Genomic DNA, 17,076 nt, shown 5'->3' on the forward strand with positions numbered 1-17,076 from the left:
CCTCGCCCCCATTATGGGACTTCTCTGAAGTGTCCGTGCTATCGGGGTAGAACCCTCGGGACTCGACGCGACGCCGCGCAGATAAGAGACTGGATCCTCGCCACCGGCGAGGCGGAAGGCGCCTTGCCGGCCCCTATAGCACGGGTGAAATCCTCCTTCCGAACCCTTGGCGAGGAGGACCTCGTGGCCTTGGTCGCCTATCTCCAGAGCCTCCCGCCACGCGACTGACCTGCCAGGACTTGCATGAATCGGACTGCACCGCGCGCGGATGACGCTGCAACAAGCCCTCTTCCTTCCCTGCCGGTTTCGCAGGGGATGCGACGCCCATGACCGCAATGACCTTCCAGCTGCTGGGCGGCATCGGCCTGTTCCTGCTCGGCATGGTGCTGCTCACCGATGGCCTCAAGGCCTTCGCCGGCGACGCCCTACGCCGCGCCCTGGTACGCTTCACCGGCACGCCTCTCAAGGCCTTCGGCTCCGGTGCGCTGGTGACCGCCATGGTGCAGTCCTCCAGCGCGACCACGGTGACCCTGATCGGCTTCGTCAGCGCGGGTCTGATCACCTTCCCGCAGGCGGTGGGTGTGGTGATGGGCGCGAGCCTCGGCACCACCGGCACCGGCTGGATCGTGTCGGTGCTCGGGCTCAAGGTCAGCGTCGGCTTCTATGCCCTGCCGCTGGTCGGCGTCGGCGCCTTCATGCGCCTGCTCGGGAGTGGGCGCTGGAAATCGCTCGGCCTTGCCCTGGCGGGGTTTGGCCTCATCTTCGTCGGCATCGAGAATCTGCAGCAAGGTATGCATGGCCTGGCCGGGGTGTTCGACCTGGGCGCCCTGCCCACAACCGGCCTTTGGGGTCATCTGCTGGTGATGGTGATCGGCATCCTCATGACGGTGGTCATGCAGTCCTCCAGCGCGGCCGTGGCCACCACCCTGACCGCCCTGCACACCGGCACCGTGAGCTTCGAGCAGGCGGCGGCGCTGGTCATCGGCGCGGCCATCGGCACCACGGTCACAGGCGCCCTCGCCGCGATCGGCGGCAGCGTGCCGGCCAAGCGCACCGCGCTCACCCATGTCCTGTTCAACCTCGCCACCGGCCTGATCGCCATCGCGCTGCTGCCGGTCTTCCTGTGGGGGCTCGGTCTGGGACAGAAATACCTCGGGCTGGAGCCCGGCGCGGTCAGCCTCGCCGCCTTTCACACCGCCTTCATCGCCTTCGGCGTGCTGCTCTTCCTGCCTTTCGCGGAGGGCATCGCGCGACGCATCGAACGCCTCCTGCCCGACCGCGGGCCCCACCTGACCCGCCATCTCGACGACAGCCTGCTGCAGGCCCCTCCGGTGGCACTGGAGGCGACGCGCCGCACCCTAAGCGACACGGCGCGCGAGCTGTTCGGCCTTCTGCGTGCAGTGCTGCGCGGGAACGACGGCAGCTTGGACGACCCGCGCCGGCCCCAGATCGCGCAAGCGTTAGAACAGACGCGGGACTTCTTCGCCCGCATCCCGCCGGTGCGCGAGGACGAGGCCCTGTCCCATGCGCGCGTCGAGCAGATGCACGCCATCGACCACCTGATCCGTCTGCATGAACGCTCCCTGCCACCTGCCGCTGTGCAGCGCATGCTGACGCACGACAAGCTCCAGCCCGCGGTGGAACATTGCCGCAGCGTGATCGAGCAGGCGCAGGCCGGTCTTTTCGGACATACCCCGGAGGACTGGCTGAACCGCATCGAACAGCAGGTGCGGGTGCTTGAGGAACTCCACCAACAGGAACGCCTGACTATCCTGCACAGCACCGCTGGCGGCGAATGGGGGCCGGTAGAGGCGCTGGCGGCGCTGGAAACGCTTCGGTGGCTTGAGCGTGTGGCACTCCACGCCTGGCGTATCTGCAACCATCTGGGCAACCACGAGATCCCGCGCGCGAGCGACATGGAGGATGCAGCCCCCGGCGATCCGCCTCCGGATACGCAGCCCTGAACCGGCCCCCCGCCTCCGCTATCCCGCCTCACCTGGGCCGCCGGCCGCGGAACTCAACCGCGGATGAAGGCCTCTCTCCATGGATAGGGCACGCACCACGACCGCCTGGCATGCCCTGCCGGGAGATGACCTATCCTTGGGGTAGGTTGGAAACAGAAAAGCGAAGAGGATGCCGATGAGTCAGGAAACCAGCGATCGCCCCCCAAAGGACACCGCCTGGCACGCCGAGGCTGCTTCAGATGCGCTGAAGTGGCTGGAGAGCGATGATTCCTCGGGCCTGAGCAGCGATGAGACGCGCACGCGGCTCGAACGGTACGGCCCCAACCGCCTGCCTCCGCCGCGCAAGCGCGGTCCCCTGCTGCGTTTCCTGCTGCAATTCCATAACCCTCTGATCTACGTGCTTCTGGCGTCCGCACTGGTCACCTTTGGCCTTGGGCACCTCATCGATGCCAGCGTGATCCTGGGCGTGGTCCTCATCAACGCGATCATCGGCTTCATCCAGGAAGGCAAGGCGGAGGCGGCGCTGGAGGCGGTGCGGGCGATGCTCGCAAGCCACGCCACGGTGCTGCGCGATGGTGAGCGTCAGGAGATCGACGCGGCCGAACTGGTCCCGGGCGACATCGTCCTGCTCGAATCCGGCAGCAAGGTTCCAGCGGACCTGCGGCTGCTGAAGGTCAAGAATCTGCGCATCAACGAAGCGGCTCTGACCGGCGAGTCGGTCCCGGTCGAGAAGAATACCGAACCGGTGGATGCCTCCGCCGTCATTGGCGATCGCACCGACATGGCCTATTCCGGCACGGTGGTCACCTTCGGCCAGGCCCGAGGGCTGGTGGTCGCCACCGGGACCGCCACCGAGATCGGCCGCATCGGGGCCATGGTCGCGGGCGTGGAAGGCGTTGCGACCCCCCTCACCCGCCGACTCGAGCAGTTCGCGCGCCAGATCACCCTGGTCATCCTCGCCATCAGCCTGGCCACTTTCCTTTATGGCCATTACATCGGCGACATCCCGGCATTCGAGATCTTCCTTGCCGTGGTGGGACTCGCCGTGGCCGCCATCCCGGAAGGGTTGCCGGCCATTGTCACCATCACGCTTGCCATCGGCACCCGTCTCATGGCCCACGAGAAGGCCGTGCTGCGCCGCCTCCCGGCGGTCGAGAGCCTTGGCTCGGTCACCGTCATCTGCACGGACAAGACAGGCACCCTGACGCGCAACGAGATGACCGTCGTCTCCCTGCATCTACCTGGACGAACGTTGGATGTGAGCGGCGCCGGGTATGCCCCCGACGGCGGCTTCCATGAAGCGAATCACCCCTTGGACCCTCAGCAGGACAAACCCCTGCTCCAACTGTCCCGCTGTGCCCTGCTGTGCAACGATGCCCGCCTGCGCCGTGATGACAACGGCGGCTGGATCCTGGCCGGCGACCCCACCGAGGGGGCGCTGGTGACCCTCGCCATGAAGGCCGGACTCGATCCGGCGGTGGAGGCGGCCAACCACCCGCGCATCGACGAGATCCCGTTCGAATCCGAGCACCGCTTCATGGCCACCCTGCACCACGATCACGAGGGGCATGCCTTCGTGCTGCTCAAGGGGGCGCCGGAGCGGGTGCTCGAACTGTGTTGCGAGGATGCCTCCGGCCAGCCGATCGATCGCCCTGACTGGGAGGCGCGCATGGTGCAGGCCGCCGAGGCGGGCCAGCGGGTGCTGGCCCTCGCCCGCTGCGACATGCCACCGGGTACCGCCGCCCTGTCGATGGAGGACATCACCCCCCGCTTCACCCTGCTGGGCCTGGTGGGGATGATCGACCCACCCCGCCCGGAGGCGATCGAGGCGGTGGCCCAATGCAAGCGGGCCGGCATCCGCGTGGTGATGATCACCGGCGACCACGCTATCACCGCCGCGGCCATCGGCCGGGCACTGGGGCTTGAGGTCGACACGCCGCTGACCGGCGAGATGATCGAAACCCTTGACGATGCGGGCCTGCGGCAAGCGATGCGCAAGACCGATGTCATCGCCCGTGCGAGCCCCGAGCACAAACTGCGGCTCGTCGCAGCCCTGCAGGCCGAGGGCGAGCTGGTGGCGATGACCGGCGACGGGGTCAACGACGCCCCGGCACTGAAGAGCGCCAACATCGGCGTGGCCATGGGCCTGCGTGGTACCGACGCGGCCAAGGAGGCCGCCGATCTCGTGCTCACCGACGACAACTTCGCCACCATCGCACGCGCCGTGCGCGAGGGGCGCACGGTGTTCGACAACATCAAGAAGTCGCTGGTGTTCATCCTGCCGACCAACGGCGGCCAGGCGGGCGTGATCCTGCTCGCGGTTTTCGCCGGGCTCGCCCTACCGGTCACCGCCGGCCAGATCCTGTGGGTGAACATGGTCACCGCGGTGACCCTGGCCCTCGCCCTCGCCTTCGAGCCCGGGGAACCCGGCATCATGCACCGTCCGCCGCGCCCCCCCACCGAGCCTCTCATCACCCGGCTGATGCTCGCGCGCATCGCCTACGTCAGCCTGTTGATGATCGGCGTCACCTTCGCGGTGTATGAGTGGGAGCTTGCGCGCGGCAGCAGCCTGGAGGTCGCGCGCACCGCGGCAGTGAACATGCTGGTCTTCGGCGAGATCGTCTACCTGTTCAACGTGCGCCATTTCACGGAACATGCCATGCGGCGGGATACCCTGTACGGCAACCCCGTGGCCTTCTGGGCCAGCGCCATGCTCATCGGTCTGCAGCTGCTGTTCACCTATGCCCCGCCGATGCAGCACCTGTTCCATACCGCCCCCCTGGACGCGGCCTCCTGGGCATTGATCCTGATCCTCGCGCTGGCCAAGTTCTTCGCGGTGGAGATCGAAAAGGGGCTGCTGCGCCGCATGGGTATCCATCGCATGTAGGAGAACCATGCTCGAACGTCTGCGCCGCCTTATTCCAACCCCTCAACAGCTGCATGACAACCGCTGGCTGCGCTGGCTCGGTCCCTGGCTGCACCAACCCGTCCTGTGGCGCTGGTCACGACGCGGGGTGGCCCTGGGCGTCGCCCTTGGGGTGTTCTTCGGCCTGCTCATCCCCATCGCACAGATCCCGCTGTCGGCAGCGGCCGCCGTTGTGCTGCGCGCCAACCTGCCGGCCGCCGCCGCCAGCACCCTGATCACCAACCCGGCCACCTTCGGCCCCATCTACTACGGCGCCTACAAGCTCGGCGCCTGGATCACGGGGGAGAAGACCCTGCCCACCGCGCCCGAGGCGATGGAGGAGACTACCTTCCACGAGGATGCGAGCCTGATCGAGCGCATCAAGGCCCTGGGGCAACCGCTGCTGGTGGGGCTGGCCCTCATCGCCACCCTGATGGGCGTGCTGAGCTACGTTGTGATCAGTCTCATCTGGCGCTGGCGCGTCATGCGCCGCAGGCGCGCCCGGCAGCGTGCCGTCGAAAGGAGACTATGACCATCGTCCAGCCCTTCGCCGAACTCGCCCTACTGCTGGTCATCACCGCCGTCGTGGGGGCCCTCGCCCTGCGGCTGCGGCAGCCCATGCTGATCGCCTTCATCGCGGTGGGCATCCTGGTGGGGCCGGCCGGCCTTGAACTGGTTCGCGCCCACGACCAGATCGACCTTTTGGCGCAGGTCGGCGTAGCCGTGCTGCTGTTTTTGGTCGGCCTGAAGCTCGATCTACAGCACGTGCGCCATATCGGCCCGGTCGCGCTCGCCACCGGCCTCGGCCAATTGGCCTTCACGATCCTGTTCGGCTTCGTCCTCATCCTGTTGCTCGGCAAGGACTGGCTCACGGCCCTGTATGTGGCGGTAGCGCTGACCTTCTCCAGCACCATCATCATCATCAAGCTGCTGTCGGACAAGCGCGAGCTCGACTCGCTGCACGGCCGCATCGCCGTGGGCTTTTTGATCGTGCAGGACATCGCGGTGGTGCTGGCCATGCTGGTGATGAGCACCCTCGGCAGCCAAGGTCTTGAGGATAGTGGGGATGCACTCAGGGTGGCGGGATCGATCCTGGGGCGCCTGGCCCTTGCGGCCCTGCTGCTGTACGTGGCGATGCGTTTCATCCTCCCGCCGCTGGTGAAGGTGATGGCGCGCTCACAGGAGCTGCTGCTGATCTTCGCCGTGGCCTGGGGCACGGGGCTTGCAGCGCTGGGCGAGTGGGCCGGCTTCTCCAAGGAGGCCGGGGCCTTCCTTGCCGGCTTCTCGCTCGCCTCCACCCCCTACCGGGACGCGATGAGCGCGCGCCTGACCGGCCTGCGCGACTTCCTGCTGCTGTTCTTCTTCATCGACCTCGGCTCCAAGCTGGACTTCTCCACCCTGGACGCGGAGGTCGGCCCGGCGATCGTGCTGGCCCTGTTCGTGCTGATAGGCAACCCCCTCATCGTCATGGCCATCATGGGGCACATGGGCTACCGCAAGCGCACCGGCTTCCTCGCCGGTCTCACCGTGGCGCAGATCAGCGAGTTCTCGATCATCTTCGTCGCCATGGGCATCTCGATGGGCCATGTGGGCCAGGACGCGCTCGGCCTGACCACCCTCGTCGGTATCGTGACCATTGCCCTGTCCACCTACATGATCCTCTATTCCCACCCCCTCTATGAGCGCCTTCAGCCCTGGCTCGGCGTGTTCGAGCGCCGCCTTCCCTATCGCGAGGCGCGGGTGGAGCAGCAGGCGAGCCAAGAGCAGGAGCCGCAGGTGATCGTGTTCGGTCTCGGCCGCTACGGCAGCCGGCTGCTGCACCAGCTGCACGGCCGCGGCCTGCGTGTCCTCGGGGTCGATTTCGACCCGGAGGCCGTGGATGCCATGCGCGTGCGCAGGCTGGCGGCACGTTACGGCGATGCCGAGGATCCGGCCTTCCTCGAATCCCTACCCCTGGCCCATGCCACCTGGGTCATCACCACCCTGCCCGAATGGCAGGTCAACCGTGGCCTGCTGCACGCGCTGGAGGCCGCAGGCTACCGGGGAAGCATCGCCGGCGTGGTGCGCGACGAAAGGCATGAACAAGCCATGCGCCAGGCCGGCGTCGAGCGCATCATCAATCCCTTTCTCGATGCCACCGATCATGCCGCCGAAGCATTCGCGCGGAACCTTCAAATACCGGAGCAGAACCCATGACCACCTTGCGCACCGTGCTTGCCGCCACCGACCTCTCCGCGCCATCGCGCCACGCCGTCACCCGCGCGGCCATGCTCGCCCGTGATTGTGGGGCGCGGCTCGAGCTTTTGCACGTGATTCAGCCGGGGGCACTCGACCAGCTGCGCCGCCTGCTGGGGCAGGAGGCCGAGGCCGCCCTGCCCCGCGTGCAGGACGAGGCGCGCCATCTCCTGACCCAGATCGCCAGCGACATCTGCGAACCGCTTGGGGTCAGCCCCGGCATCCACCTCGCGAGCGGGCCTGTCCTCCAGGAGATTTCGAGCGAGGCCGACGCCCTCAATGCCGACCTGCTGGTGCTGGGTGCGCGCGGCATGGGCTTCATGCACCACCTGATGCTGGGCTCCACCGCCGAACGCATGCTGCGCAAGACCCTGCGTTCGCTGCTGATCGTCAAGCAGCTGCCGCACGAGAGCTATCGGCGCGTGCTGATCGCGGTGGACTTCTCCGACTATTCGCTGCGCGCCATCCGCCAGGCCCGGGCCATTGCCCCCGAGGCCGACCTCATCCTCTTGCATGCCTTCGACAGCACGCTGGAGGGGACCCTGCGCTATGCCGGGGTCAGCGAGGCGAGGATCCACCAGTACCAGATGGAAGCCCGCCAGGAGGCGCTGCGCGACCTGGAACTGCTGGCCCGGGAGGCCAGGCTGGAACCCCACGGCTACCAGCGCATCGCGCTTACCGGGCATCCCCCCACCTGCATTCTCGAGCAGGAGGAGGAGAAGGACGCCGACCTGATCGTCATCGGCAAGCACGGCAAGAGCGGCGGCGAGGAACTGCTGCTTGGCAGCACCACCAAACATGTGCTCGCCGAATCGAGAGGGGACGTGCTCGTGGCCCGCTGAGGGCCGGCCGTTCAGCCCTCGCGCCGCCAGCGCGTGCCGGAGGGGCCGTCCTCAAGCACCACGCCGTCGGCAGCGAGTTGCTGGCGGATGGCATCGGCCCGGGCAAAGTCACGCGCGGCGCGGGCCTCGAGGCGCTGGCGGATGAGATCTTCGACGGCCGCATCGCTCAAGTCGCCCTGACGCACGCCGCCACGCAGAAAGGCCTCCGGCGCCTCGTTCAAGAGCCCCAGGATGCCCCCGAGGTGCTTGAGGGTGGCCGCGGCCTGACGGCGCGCCTCGCCGCTGGCCTTGTTGGCCTCGCCGGCCAGTTCGAACAGCACGGCGATGGCCTCAGGAGTATTGAAGTCATCGTCCATCGCCTGGGTGAAGCGCGCCACAAACTCCGGCAGAGGGGCCACCCCGGTCACATCCCCCGCATCGCGCAGGGCGGTGTACAGGCGGGTCAGGGCACTGCGCGCGGCGCGCAGCTGCTCATCGCCGTAGTTCAAGGGGCTTCTGTAGTGGCTGTTGAGGATGAAGAAGCGGATCTCCTCCGGGCGGAAGTCCTTGAGCACCTCGCGCACGGTGAAGAAGTTGCCCAGCGACTTGGACATCTTCTCCTCGTTCACCCGCACAAAGCCGTTGTGCATCCAATAGTTGACGTAGTGGCAGCCGGTCGCCGCCTCGCTCTGGGCGATCTCGTTCTCATGGTGCGGGAACTGCAGGTCCATGCCGCCGCCGTGGATATCGAAGCTGTGCCCAAGGCAGGTGGTGGACATGGCCGAGCATTCAATGTGCCAGCCTGGACGGCCCGGGCCCCAGGGGGAATCCCAGGCCGGCTCGCCCGGCTTAGCGGCCTTCCACAGCACGAAGTCGAGCGGATCGTCCTTGGCCTCGCCAATCTCCACCCGCGCCCCGGCGCGCAGATCCTCCGGATGCTTGCCGGAGAGGCGGCCATAGCCCTCGAACCGGCTCACGTCGTAGTAGACATCGCCATTGGCGGCGACATAGGCATAGCCCTTGTCGACCAGGGTCTGGATCATCGCCAGCATCTCGGGGATGGAGCCGGTGGCGCGCGGCTCGTGATCCGGACGCAGGCAGCCGAGCGCGTCGGCATCCTCGTGCATGGCGTCGATGAAGCGCTGGGTCAGGGCCTGGATGGTCTCGCCGCGCTCGTGCGCGCGCTGGATGATCTTGTCGTCGATGTCGGTGATATTGCGCACATAGGTCACCTGATACCCCAGCTGCTTGAGGTAGCGGTAGACCATGTCGAACACCACCATCACCCGCGCATGCCCCAGGTGACAGTAGTCGTACACCGTCATGCCGCACACGTACATGCGGACCTTGCCGGGCTCGATGGGGGTGAAGGGCTGTTTTTCGCGGGATTCGGTGTTGTAGATGTGCAGCATGGCCGTGAGTCTGGACATAGAAAAAGGCCACCCCCATCGGGGTGGCCTTCTCATTCTAACAGCACGTTCAGGACTGGACGGCTGCCGTTTTCGGCGCAGCGGCCAGGCCGCTGCGCAGCTCGCGGCTTAGAAGCGGCGCGGACGCGGGGCGAAACCGCCTTCGCGACGCGGACGCTCTTCGCGCGGACGGGCTTCGTTCACGCGCAGGGCACGGCCGTCGATCTCCTGGCCGTCGAGGGCCTTGATGGCGGCGAGACCCGCCTCGCGGTTCGGCATCTCGACGAAGCCGAAGCCCTTGGAACGGCCGGTTTCGCGATCCATCACGACCTTGGCGGAGGCGATTTCACCAAAACCCTCGAAAGCCTGGCGAAGGCCTGCGTCATCGGTGCGGAAGGACAGGTTGCCCACGTAAATGTTGATCATACCAATCAGTCTTGAACATGCGTCATGGAAAAACAGCATCAGAATCAACCCACGACGCGGCGTGAAACTGACGTGACCCGAAGGTCTTCAAGCATGCGTTGCCGTGTCTGCACGGTCGAACGCAGGACTATCGTAAGCCCAATTTCCGTAAGCAGAAAGCACTTTCGGCATTTATTTGTGCAAGGGGGGCACGTTATGATGTTTTTTTCCAACACACCCGGGGAAACCTTTCCGTGTCCAGCCAACCGCGCATCAAGATTTCCACCCGCCTGGGCGATATCGTCGTCGAACTGAATGCCGAAGCCGCACCCAAGACCGTGGCCAACGTCCTGGCCTATGTCGATGAGGGTTTCTATGACGGTACCCTGTTCCACCGCGTGATCCCCGGGTTCATGATCCAAGGCGGCGGCCTGACCCCCGACATGGCCAACAAGCCCACCCGCGCCCCGATCGAGAACGAGGCCACCAACGGCCTGCCGAACGTGCGCGGCAGCATCGCCATGGCCCGCACGCCGAACCCGCACTCGGCCACCAGCCAGTTCTTCATCAACCTCAAGGACAATGCCTTCCTGAACTACACCAGCCCGACCCCGAACGGCTGGGGCTACTGCGTGTTCGGCAAAGTGGTGGAAGGCATGCACGTGGTCGATGCCATCGCCCAGGAGCCGACCGGCATGCGCGCCGGCCACAGCGACGTACCACGTCAGGACGTGGTGATCGACAAGGTCACCCGCGTCGAGTCTGCCGAATAAGGCCTCTTGGCGCAGGAAACCCTCTTCCTTGCTGACCTCCACCTGCGCGAGCAGGCCCCGGAGGTCACACGCCGGCTGCTCGCCCTTGAGCCGCGCCTTGCCAAGGCGCAGGCGGTCTACATCCTCGGCGATCTGGTCGAGGCCTGGATCGGCGACGATGCGCCGATCGATCCCGACCTCCTCCCCGCCTTCGCCCTGCTGCAACGCCTGAACGAGGCGGGCGTTCCGGTCTATCTCCAGCACGGCAACCGCGATTTCCTCATCGGTCCGCGCCTCGCCCGCCGCTTCGGTTTCCGCCTGCTGTCGGAAGAGGTGGTGGTCGATCTCTACGGCCAACCCGTCGCCCTCGCGCATGGCGATCAGCTGTGCACCGACGATCTGGCCTACCAGCGCCTGCGCCGTAGGCTGCGCCACCCCATCACCCGCTTCATCCTGCAACACCTGCCGCTCGGCCTGCGCAGAAAGCTCGCCGCCGGGCTGCGCGAGCGCAGCCGGAAGGCGACGGGTCACAAGGACGCGGGCATCATGGACGTCAACCCGGATACGGTCACCACCTTCATGCAGCGTCTTGGGGTGAAAGTGCTGATCCACGGCCACACCCACCGCCCGGCCATCCACCACGAGGATGGGCGGCTGCGTGCGGTGCTGGGGGACTGGGAAGATGGCGCCGTGCTTCTTTGCGCAACAGCGGACGGGCTGCGTCTGGAGCGCATCGAAGATGCCGGTACGACGACCGTGCTGGCCGAGGCCACCTGGCCGCTCATCCCTCCAGCAGGCGCCTGACCGGGGCAAAGCTCACGCGATGCTCGGGGCAGGGGCCATGCTCGGCGAGTGCGGCGAGGTGCTCCGCCGTCGGATAGCCCTTGTGCTTGTCGAAACCGTACTGCGGATAACACGCGTGCAGTTCCAGCATGGAGCGGTCGCGCGCCACCTTGGCGAGGATGGAGGCCGCGCTGATGGCAGGCTCCAGCGCATCGCCACCGACGATGGCCTGGGCCGGACAAGGGAAGCTCGGGGCACGGTTGCCGTCCACCAGCACCAAGGTGGGAGCAAGGCCCAACCCGGCCACCGCGCGCTGCATGGCGAGCAGGCTGGCCTGGAGGATGTTGAGGCGATCGATCTCCTCCCGGCTCGCGGTGGTGATGCACCAGGCCAGCGCCTGCGCCTGGATGACCTCGAACAGGACCTCCCGCCGCCGGGCGGTGAGCTTCTTGGAATCGTTCAGCCCCTCGATGGGCCGCGCAGGATCCAGGATGACCGCCGCGGCATAGACCGCCCCAGCGAGCGGCCCCCGGCCCGCCTCGTCCACCCCGGCCACATGGGCCACGGGCACTACAGCCGGGGGTTCGAACAGGGGATACGATTCAGCGGGCATGACAAAACACCTATAATCCGAGCTTTCTTAAAACCAGACCTTGCACGGGCCGTGGGCATGCCCCGCCCCCGAGGGAAGACTAGGATAACGGATGAGCAAGCTTCGCTGTGCGGTGATCGGTACCGGCTACCTTGGCAAGTTCCACGCGGACAAGTATGCCCTGCTGCCGGAATGTGAACTGGTGGCCGTAGTGGATGCCAACCCCGAGACGGCCGCAAGCCTCGCCGCCAAGCACGGCTGCCGGGGTTTGACCGACTACCGCGAGCTACTTGGCGAGGTGGACGCGGTCAGCATCGCCGTGCCGACCAGCCTGCACTTTCAGGTGGCGCGCGACTTCCTCGCCGCGGGCAGCCACGTGCTGGTCGAAAAGCCCATCACCACCACGGTGGAGGAGGCCGACGCGCTGATCGAGCTTGCGCGTGAGCAAAACCGCGTACTCATGGTGGGCCACCTTGAACGCTTCAACCCTGCCATCCTGGCCCTGGAGGGCGTACTGGATCAGCCGCGTTTCATCGAATCCACCCGCCTGGCGCCCTTCAAGCCGCGCGCCACGGACGTGAGCGTGGTGCTGGATTTGATGATCCACGACATCGACATCATCCTCGACATCGTCGACAGCCCCATCACCCATATCGAGGCCAGCGGCGCGGCCGTGCTCACCGGCGACACCGATATCGCCAATGCCCGCCTGACCTTCGCCAACGGCTGTGTGGCCAACGTCACCGCCAGCCGCATCAGCCTCAAGAGTGAGCGCAAGATGCGCCTGTTCCAGAAGGACGCCTACCTGTCGGTCGACTTCCAGAACCGCGTGCTGGCCACCCACCGCCGTGGCTCGGGCGAGATGTTCCCCGGTGTACCGGAGATCCTCTCCGATGAGGTGCGCTTCGAGAACGGCGACGCCCTGCTGGAGGAGATCCGTCACTTCGTCGAATGCACCCTGACCGGCCGCCCCCCGCGAGTGCCCGGCGAGGCCGGTCGCCGGGCACTCGCTGCCGCCGAGGAAATCAGCGCCCTCCTCCGTTCCGCCTGACCCCATCCAGCCCACAGAGAATCCCCCATGACGATCCCGATGGTCGACCTTTCCGCCCAGTACCACGCTTTGCAGGCGGAGATCGACGCCGGCCTGGCCGCCACCCTGCAATCCACCCAGTTCATCCTCGGCCCCAACGTGCGCGCCTTCGAGGAGGAAGCGGCCGCGTATCTTGGCGTGAAACACGCCATCGGCGTCGCCAATGGCACCGACGCCCTGCACCTGGCCCTGCTCGCAGCGGGGATTGGCGAAGGCGATGAGGTCATCACCTCGCCCTTCACCTTCATCGCCACCGCCGAGGCCATCCGCTATGTCGGGGCGCGCCCGGTGTTCGTCGACATCGACCCGCGCACCTTCAACCTCGATCCTGACCTGATCGAGGCGGCCATCACCCCGAAGACCCGTGCCATCCTCCCGGTGCACCTCTTCGGTCAACCGGCGGACATGGCAGCCATCCGCGCCATCGCCATCAGGCACCAGCTCAAGCTGATCGAAGACTGCGCCCAGTCGTTCGGCGCCGACATCGCCGGGCACATGACCGGCAGCCTGGGCGATGCGGGGGCGTTCAGCTTCTTCCCGAGCAAGAACCTCGGCTGCTTCGGCGATGGCGGCATGGTCACCACCGACTCGGACGCCATCGCTGAAAAGGTGCGCATGCTGCGCAACCACGGCAGCAAGGTGCGCTACTACCATGACATCATCGGCTACAACAGCCGGCTGGATGAGATGCAGGCGGTCATCCTGCGCGCCAAGCTGCCGCACATCGACAGCTACAACCGCGAGCGGCGCCGCGTGGCGCACCGCTACAACGCGAACCTTGCCGATCTGCCGGTGGTCACCCCCCATGAAGACGGGATCGGCACCCACGTCTTCCACCAGTACACCCTGCTCACCGAGCGCCGCGAGGCCATCCAGCAGGCCCTGCAGGCGGAAGGCATCGCCAGCGCCATCTACTACCCCATCCCCCTCCACCAGCAGAACGTGTTCAAGGCGGACTACCCTGGCCTGAGTCTGCCGGTGGCGGAAGACGTCGCCCGCCGCTGCCTGAGCCTGCCGATCTACCCGGAGCTGCCAGATGCCAGCATCGACCGCATCTGCGCCGTCATCCGCCGCGCACTTGGCTGACGCGCGCTCCCCGGTGGTGATGTTCTCCGCCGGGGAGGCCTCCGGCGACAAGCACGCTGCCGCTGTGTTCCGCGCCATGCGGGAGCGGATGCCGAACCTTCGCGCCATCGGCATGGGTGGAGCGGCCATGCGCGAGGCGGGCGTGGAGCTGATCGTCGATTCTTCCGGCCTCGGCGTGGTCGGGCTGGGCGAAGTCCTCCGCCACTACGGCGCCCTCCGGCGGGCGCTGACCACCATGCAGCAGGCGGCGTGCGAGCAGCGTCCCGACCTGCTCATCTGCGTGGACTACAAGGAGTTCAACCTCAAGCTTGCCCGCCATGCCAAGGCCTGCGGCATCAAGGTGCTCTTCTACGTCAGCCCGCAGGTCTGGGCCTGGCGGCCCGGACGGGTGAAAAAGTACGGCGCGGCCATCGACATGATGGCGGTGATCTTTCCCTTCGAAACCGCCTTCTACGAGGCCGAGAACATCCCGGTGAGCTACGTCGGCCACCCTCTGGCCGGCAGGGTGCATGCCAGCGCCCCGCGCGAGGTTCTCATGCGGGAATTCGGCCTATCTCCCGGACACCCCGTGGTGGGCCTTCTGCCTGGCAGCCGCAAGGCCGAAGTCGAACGCCTCCTGCCCGTCATGCTGGAGAGCGCCGCGAAGCTTGCTGCCGACCGGTCAGACATACAATTCATTCTGCCGCGTGCCGCCAGTATCCCGGAGGACATCCTCCGTCCCCACCTGGACTCGGCCCACGTGACGGTCAAAGTCGTTCCTGAGCGCAGCTACGACGTGTTGGCCTGCTGTGATGCGGCCATGGTCGCCTCCGGCACCGCCACCCTGGAGGTCGCGCTGATGCAGGTGCCCATGGCCATCCTCTACAAGGTCAGTCCCCTCACCTATGCCCTGCTCAAGCCCCTGATCCGCATCCCGGATATTGGTCTTGCCAATATCGTCGCCGGACGGCGGATCGTGCCCGAGTTCGTGCAGGGCGCGGCCAAGCCTTCCGCCGTCGCCGATGAGATCGAGCGCATGCTGGCGGATGCCGACTACGCCGAGCAGATGCGCAAGGATTTGGCCGAAGTCAAAGCGAAACTCGGCCCCGGCGGCGGGGTGGAGCGCATGGCAGAGCTGGCGCTTGAAATGCTCATCAGGCGTTGATGCCTCCTGGTGCCGCTAAAACTCGCGGCGATACCCTGCTCCCCAAGAAGCCTCATCGCGTGGACTTCACCCTCTCCCCATCCCCCCCTCAAGGGGGAGGGGCGTGGATGATGCCCCGAATTTGGCACCCAACCGGAATATGGCGCGTCCCCTCCCCCCCTCGGGGGGGAGGGTTAGGGAGAGGGGGAGACAGCTGGATCAAGCCGCGAAGGGCATCAGCCCCCCGCCCCGCTCATCCCAGCCTGAATGCCCCCCTGGGCCAGGGCCGCGGGGTCGAGCAGGCGGCGCAAGGTCTCTTCGTCGAGGTCGGTCTCTTCCCGTGCGACTTCAAGCAGGGTGCGCCCTTCGGCATAAGCGCGCTTGGCAATCGCCGCGCCCTTCTCATAGCCGATGATCGGGTTGAGGGCGGTGACCAGGATAGGATTGCGCGCCAGCGCCGCCTCAAGCTGCGGGCGGTTGAGCTCCATGCCGGCGATGGCCTTGTCCGCCAAGGCGCGGCAGGCGTTGCTCATAAGCTGGATCGAATCGAGCAGGCTGTCGGCGATCAGCGGCAGCATGACGTTGAGCTGGAAGTTGCCGCTCGCGCCGGCGATGCCGATGGCGGTGTCGTGCCCCATGACCCGCGCGCAGGCCATCATGATCGCCTCGGGGATCACGGGGTTGACCTTGCCGGGCATGATGGAGCTGCCGGGCTGCAAGGCGGGCAGGCGGATCTCGGCAAGGCCCGCGAGCGGGCCGGAGTTCATCCAGCGCAGGTCATTGGCGATCTTCATCAGCGCCACGGCCAGGGCGCGCAGCTGGCCGCTGGCCTCGACCGCCGTATCCTGGCTGGCCAGACCCATGAACAGGTTGTCCATGGGCTTAAACTCGATGCCAGTCAGACGGGCGAGCTCGGCCGCAACGCGAGGGCCGAAGTCCTCGGGGGTGTTGATCCCGGTGCCCACCGCGGTGCCGCCCTGCGGCAGGGTACGCAGGCGGGTAAGGGTATCCCGCAGGCGCGCTTCGGCTGCGGCAAGCTGGGCGGCCCAGCCGGAGAGTTCCTGCCCCAGGGTGATGGGCATGGCGTCCATCAGGTGGGTGCGGCCGGTCTTGACTACGTCCTGCCACGCCGCGCCCCGGCGCTCAATGACCTCACGCAGGTGGGCAATGGCCGGCAGCAGGCGTTCCTGAATCTCCAGCACGGCCGAAACATGGATCGCGGTGGGGATCACGTCATTGGAGCTCTGCCCCATGTTGACGTGGTCGTTCGGGTGCACGGGGTGCTCGCTGGTGGAGGCGAGGCGGGCAATGACCTCGTTGGCGTTCATATTGCTGGAGGTGCCGGAACCGGTCTGAAAGACCTCGACCGGGAACTGCTCGTCGAACTGACCGTCCGCCACCTGCAGCGCGGCACGCTGGATGGACTCCGCACGGGCCGGGTCGAGCAGGCCAAGCTCAGCATTGGCCTGCGCGCAGGCCGCCTTGATCAGGCCGAGGGCTCGGAGGAAGGGGCGAGGCATAGGCCGCCCGCCGATATGGAAGTTGTCCACCGCGCGCTGGGTCTGCGCGCCCCACAGGGCATCGGCGGGCACCTTCAGCTCGCCCATGCTGTCTTTTTCGATGCGGAAGTTGGCCATGAGTCTGGATCTCTGGGGGATTCACAAAACCAAGGTTTGCTGGACAGGTAGCCCCCCTCTCCCTCAGGGAGAGAGGCCGGGGGTGAGGGAAAACCCCTTCAGTTCGAGCCTGGTGGGTAGATCAATCTCATACCTCCGGTTTGAAGGCGCTTTGATCGACCGCTGAAGGTTTTATTTCGCCCGCTTCAAAGGTCTGAACTCCGTAAGCCCTGCTTGCGAAGGCGGGCGAGCCCCTTTTCTTGCTCGTCTTCGATGCGGGGCGAAAAGAAGGACG

General features: G+C 66.6%; 14 protein-coding genes. 10 read left to right on the top strand and 4 right to left on the bottom strand.

Annotated features, from left to right (window positions below):
- The first annotated feature begins 326 nt into the window (after positions 1–326).
- From V6D91_RS11535 to V6D91_RS11555, 5 genes are all read left to right on the top strand, one after another.
- Positions 327–1,964, top strand: a complete 1,638-nt coding sequence (locus V6D91_RS11535) for a Na/Pi symporter (protein WP_347320686.1) — start codon at positions 327–329, stop codon at positions 1,962–1,964.
- 175 nt (positions 1,965–2,139) lie between these two features.
- Positions 2,140–4,851, top strand: coding sequence for a cation-transporting P-type ATPase (locus V6D91_RS11540; RefSeq protein WP_347320688.1), 2,712 nt, complete (start codon positions 2,140–2,142; stop codon positions 4,849–4,851).
- Between the two features lie 7 nt (positions 4,852–4,858).
- Positions 4,859–5,401: a DUF2062 domain-containing protein gene (locus V6D91_RS11545; protein ID WP_347320691.1), complete on the top strand. Its 543-nt coding sequence runs from the start codon at positions 4,859–4,861 to the stop codon at positions 5,399–5,401.
- Positions 5,398–7,065, top strand: coding sequence for a cation:proton antiporter family protein (locus V6D91_RS11550; protein ID WP_347320694.1), 1,668 nt, complete (start codon positions 5,398–5,400; stop codon positions 7,063–7,065). Before V6D91_RS11545 ends, V6D91_RS11550 begins: the two co-directional genes overlap by 4 nt.
- Positions 7,062–7,946, top strand: coding sequence for a universal stress protein (locus V6D91_RS11555; protein ID WP_347320696.1), 885 nt, complete (start codon positions 7,062–7,064; stop codon positions 7,944–7,946). Before V6D91_RS11550 ends, V6D91_RS11555 begins: the two co-directional genes overlap by 4 nt.
- Before the next feature lie 11 nt (positions 7,947–7,957).
- Here the strand turns inward: V6D91_RS11555 and cysS are convergent, their stop codons facing one another.
- Together cysS and V6D91_RS11565 are read right to left on the bottom strand one after the other, a co-directional pair.
- Positions 7,958–9,337, bottom strand: a complete 1,380-nt coding sequence (cysS, locus tag V6D91_RS11560; protein ID WP_347320714.1) for a cysteine--tRNA ligase — start codon at positions 9,335–9,337, stop codon at positions 7,958–7,960.
- Positions 9,338–9,463: 126 nt separating this feature from the next.
- Entirely contained in the window at positions 9,464–9,760 is a 297-nt protein-coding gene (locus tag V6D91_RS11565; RefSeq protein WP_347320698.1) for an RNA-binding protein, read from the bottom strand.
- 233 nt (positions 9,761–9,993) lie between these two features.
- On the opposite strand from V6D91_RS11565, the gene V6D91_RS11570 reads away from it, so the two are divergent.
- Together V6D91_RS11570 and V6D91_RS11575 are read left to right on the top strand one after the other, a co-directional pair.
- A complete protein-coding gene (locus V6D91_RS11570) occupies positions 9,994–10,512 on the top strand; it encodes a peptidylprolyl isomerase (protein WP_347320700.1) in 519 nt (172 codons plus the stop codon).
- A gap of 6 nt (positions 10,513–10,518) precedes the next feature.
- Positions 10,519–11,295, top strand: a complete 777-nt coding sequence (locus V6D91_RS11575; RefSeq protein WP_347320702.1) for a UDP-2,3-diacylglucosamine diphosphatase — start codon at positions 10,519–10,521, stop codon at positions 11,293–11,295.
- Here the strand turns inward: V6D91_RS11575 and rnhB are convergent.
- The gene (gene rnhB, locus V6D91_RS11580) at positions 11,273–11,887 is read right to left on the bottom strand and encodes a ribonuclease HII (protein WP_347320704.1); all 615 of its coding nucleotides are present in this window, start codon (positions 11,885–11,887) and stop codon (positions 11,273–11,275) included. The genes V6D91_RS11575 and rnhB overlap by 23 nt on opposite strands.
- A 91-nt stretch (positions 11,888–11,978) precedes the next feature.
- On the opposite strand from rnhB, the gene V6D91_RS11585 reads away from it, so the two are divergent.
- From V6D91_RS11585 to lpxB, 3 genes are read left to right on the top strand one after another with little or no spacing between them, the layout of a single operon-like run.
- Positions 11,979–12,917, top strand: coding sequence for a Gfo/Idh/MocA family oxidoreductase (locus V6D91_RS11585; protein WP_347320706.1), 939 nt, complete (start codon positions 11,979–11,981; stop codon positions 12,915–12,917).
- Between the two features lie 27 nt (positions 12,918–12,944).
- The gene (locus tag V6D91_RS11590) at positions 12,945–14,042 is read left to right on the top strand and encodes a DegT/DnrJ/EryC1/StrS family aminotransferase (protein ID WP_347320708.1); all 1,098 of its coding nucleotides are present in this window, start codon (positions 12,945–12,947) and stop codon (positions 14,040–14,042) included.
- Positions 13,993–15,186: a lipid-A-disaccharide synthase gene (gene lpxB, locus V6D91_RS11595; RefSeq protein ID WP_347320710.1), complete on the top strand. Its 1,194-nt coding sequence runs from the start codon at positions 13,993–13,995 to the stop codon at positions 15,184–15,186. Before V6D91_RS11590 ends, lpxB begins: the two co-directional genes overlap by 50 nt.
- A 215-nt stretch (positions 15,187–15,401) precedes the next feature.
- Here lpxB and V6D91_RS11600 read toward each other — a convergent pair whose 3' ends face one another.
- On the bottom strand, positions 15,402–16,802 hold the full coding sequence (locus V6D91_RS11600; protein ID WP_347320712.1) for a class II fumarate hydratase: 1,401 nt from the start codon (positions 16,800–16,802) through the stop codon (positions 15,402–15,404).
- Between the last annotated feature and the right edge of the window lie 274 nt (positions 16,803–17,076).

Origin of the sequence: Thiofaba sp. EF100, from assembly GCF_039822285.1 — a bacterium.
Lineage (GTDB): Bacteria > Pseudomonadota > Gammaproteobacteria > Halothiobacillales > Halothiobacillaceae > Thiofaba.

What these genes read in the sequence shown, in the direction of transcription:
- V6D91_RS11535 (WP_347320686.1), top strand. Translation starts at nt 327, where the DNA reads ATGACCGCAATGACCTTCCAGCTGCTGGGCGGCATCGGCCTGTTCCTG.
- V6D91_RS11540 (WP_347320688.1), top strand. Translation starts at nt 2,140, where the DNA reads ATGAGTCAGGAAACCAGCGATCGCCCCCCAAAGGACACCGCCTGGCAC.
- V6D91_RS11545 (WP_347320691.1), top strand. Translation starts at nt 4,859, where the DNA reads ATGCTCGAACGTCTGCGCCGCCTTATTCCAACCCCTCAACAGCTGCAT.
- V6D91_RS11550 (WP_347320694.1), top strand. Translation starts at nt 5,398, where the DNA reads ATGACCATCGTCCAGCCCTTCGCCGAACTCGCCCTACTGCTGGTCATC.
- V6D91_RS11555 (WP_347320696.1), top strand. Translation starts at nt 7,062, where the DNA reads ATGACCACCTTGCGCACCGTGCTTGCCGCCACCGACCTCTCCGCGCCA.
- cysS (WP_347320714.1), bottom strand. Translation starts at nt 9,337, where the DNA reads ATGCTGCACATCTACAACACCGAATCCCGCGAAAAACAGCCCTTCACC.
- V6D91_RS11565 (WP_347320698.1), bottom strand. Translation starts at nt 9,760, where the DNA reads ATGATCAACATTTACGTGGGCAACCTGTCCTTCCGCACCGATGACGCA.
- rnhB (WP_347320704.1), bottom strand. Translation starts at nt 11,887, where the DNA reads ATGCCCGCTGAATCGTATCCCCTGTTCGAACCCCCGGCTGTAGTGCCC.
- V6D91_RS11585 (WP_347320706.1), top strand. Translation starts at nt 11,979, where the DNA reads ATGAGCAAGCTTCGCTGTGCGGTGATCGGTACCGGCTACCTTGGCAAG.
- V6D91_RS11590 (WP_347320708.1), top strand. Translation starts at nt 12,945, where the DNA reads ATGACGATCCCGATGGTCGACCTTTCCGCCCAGTACCACGCTTTGCAG.
- lpxB (WP_347320710.1), top strand. Translation starts at nt 13,993, where the DNA reads ATGCCAGCATCGACCGCATCTGCGCCGTCATCCGCCGCGCACTTGGCT.
- V6D91_RS11600 (WP_347320712.1), bottom strand. Translation starts at nt 16,802, where the DNA reads ATGGCCAACTTCCGCATCGAAAAAGACAGCATGGGCGAGCTGAAGGTG.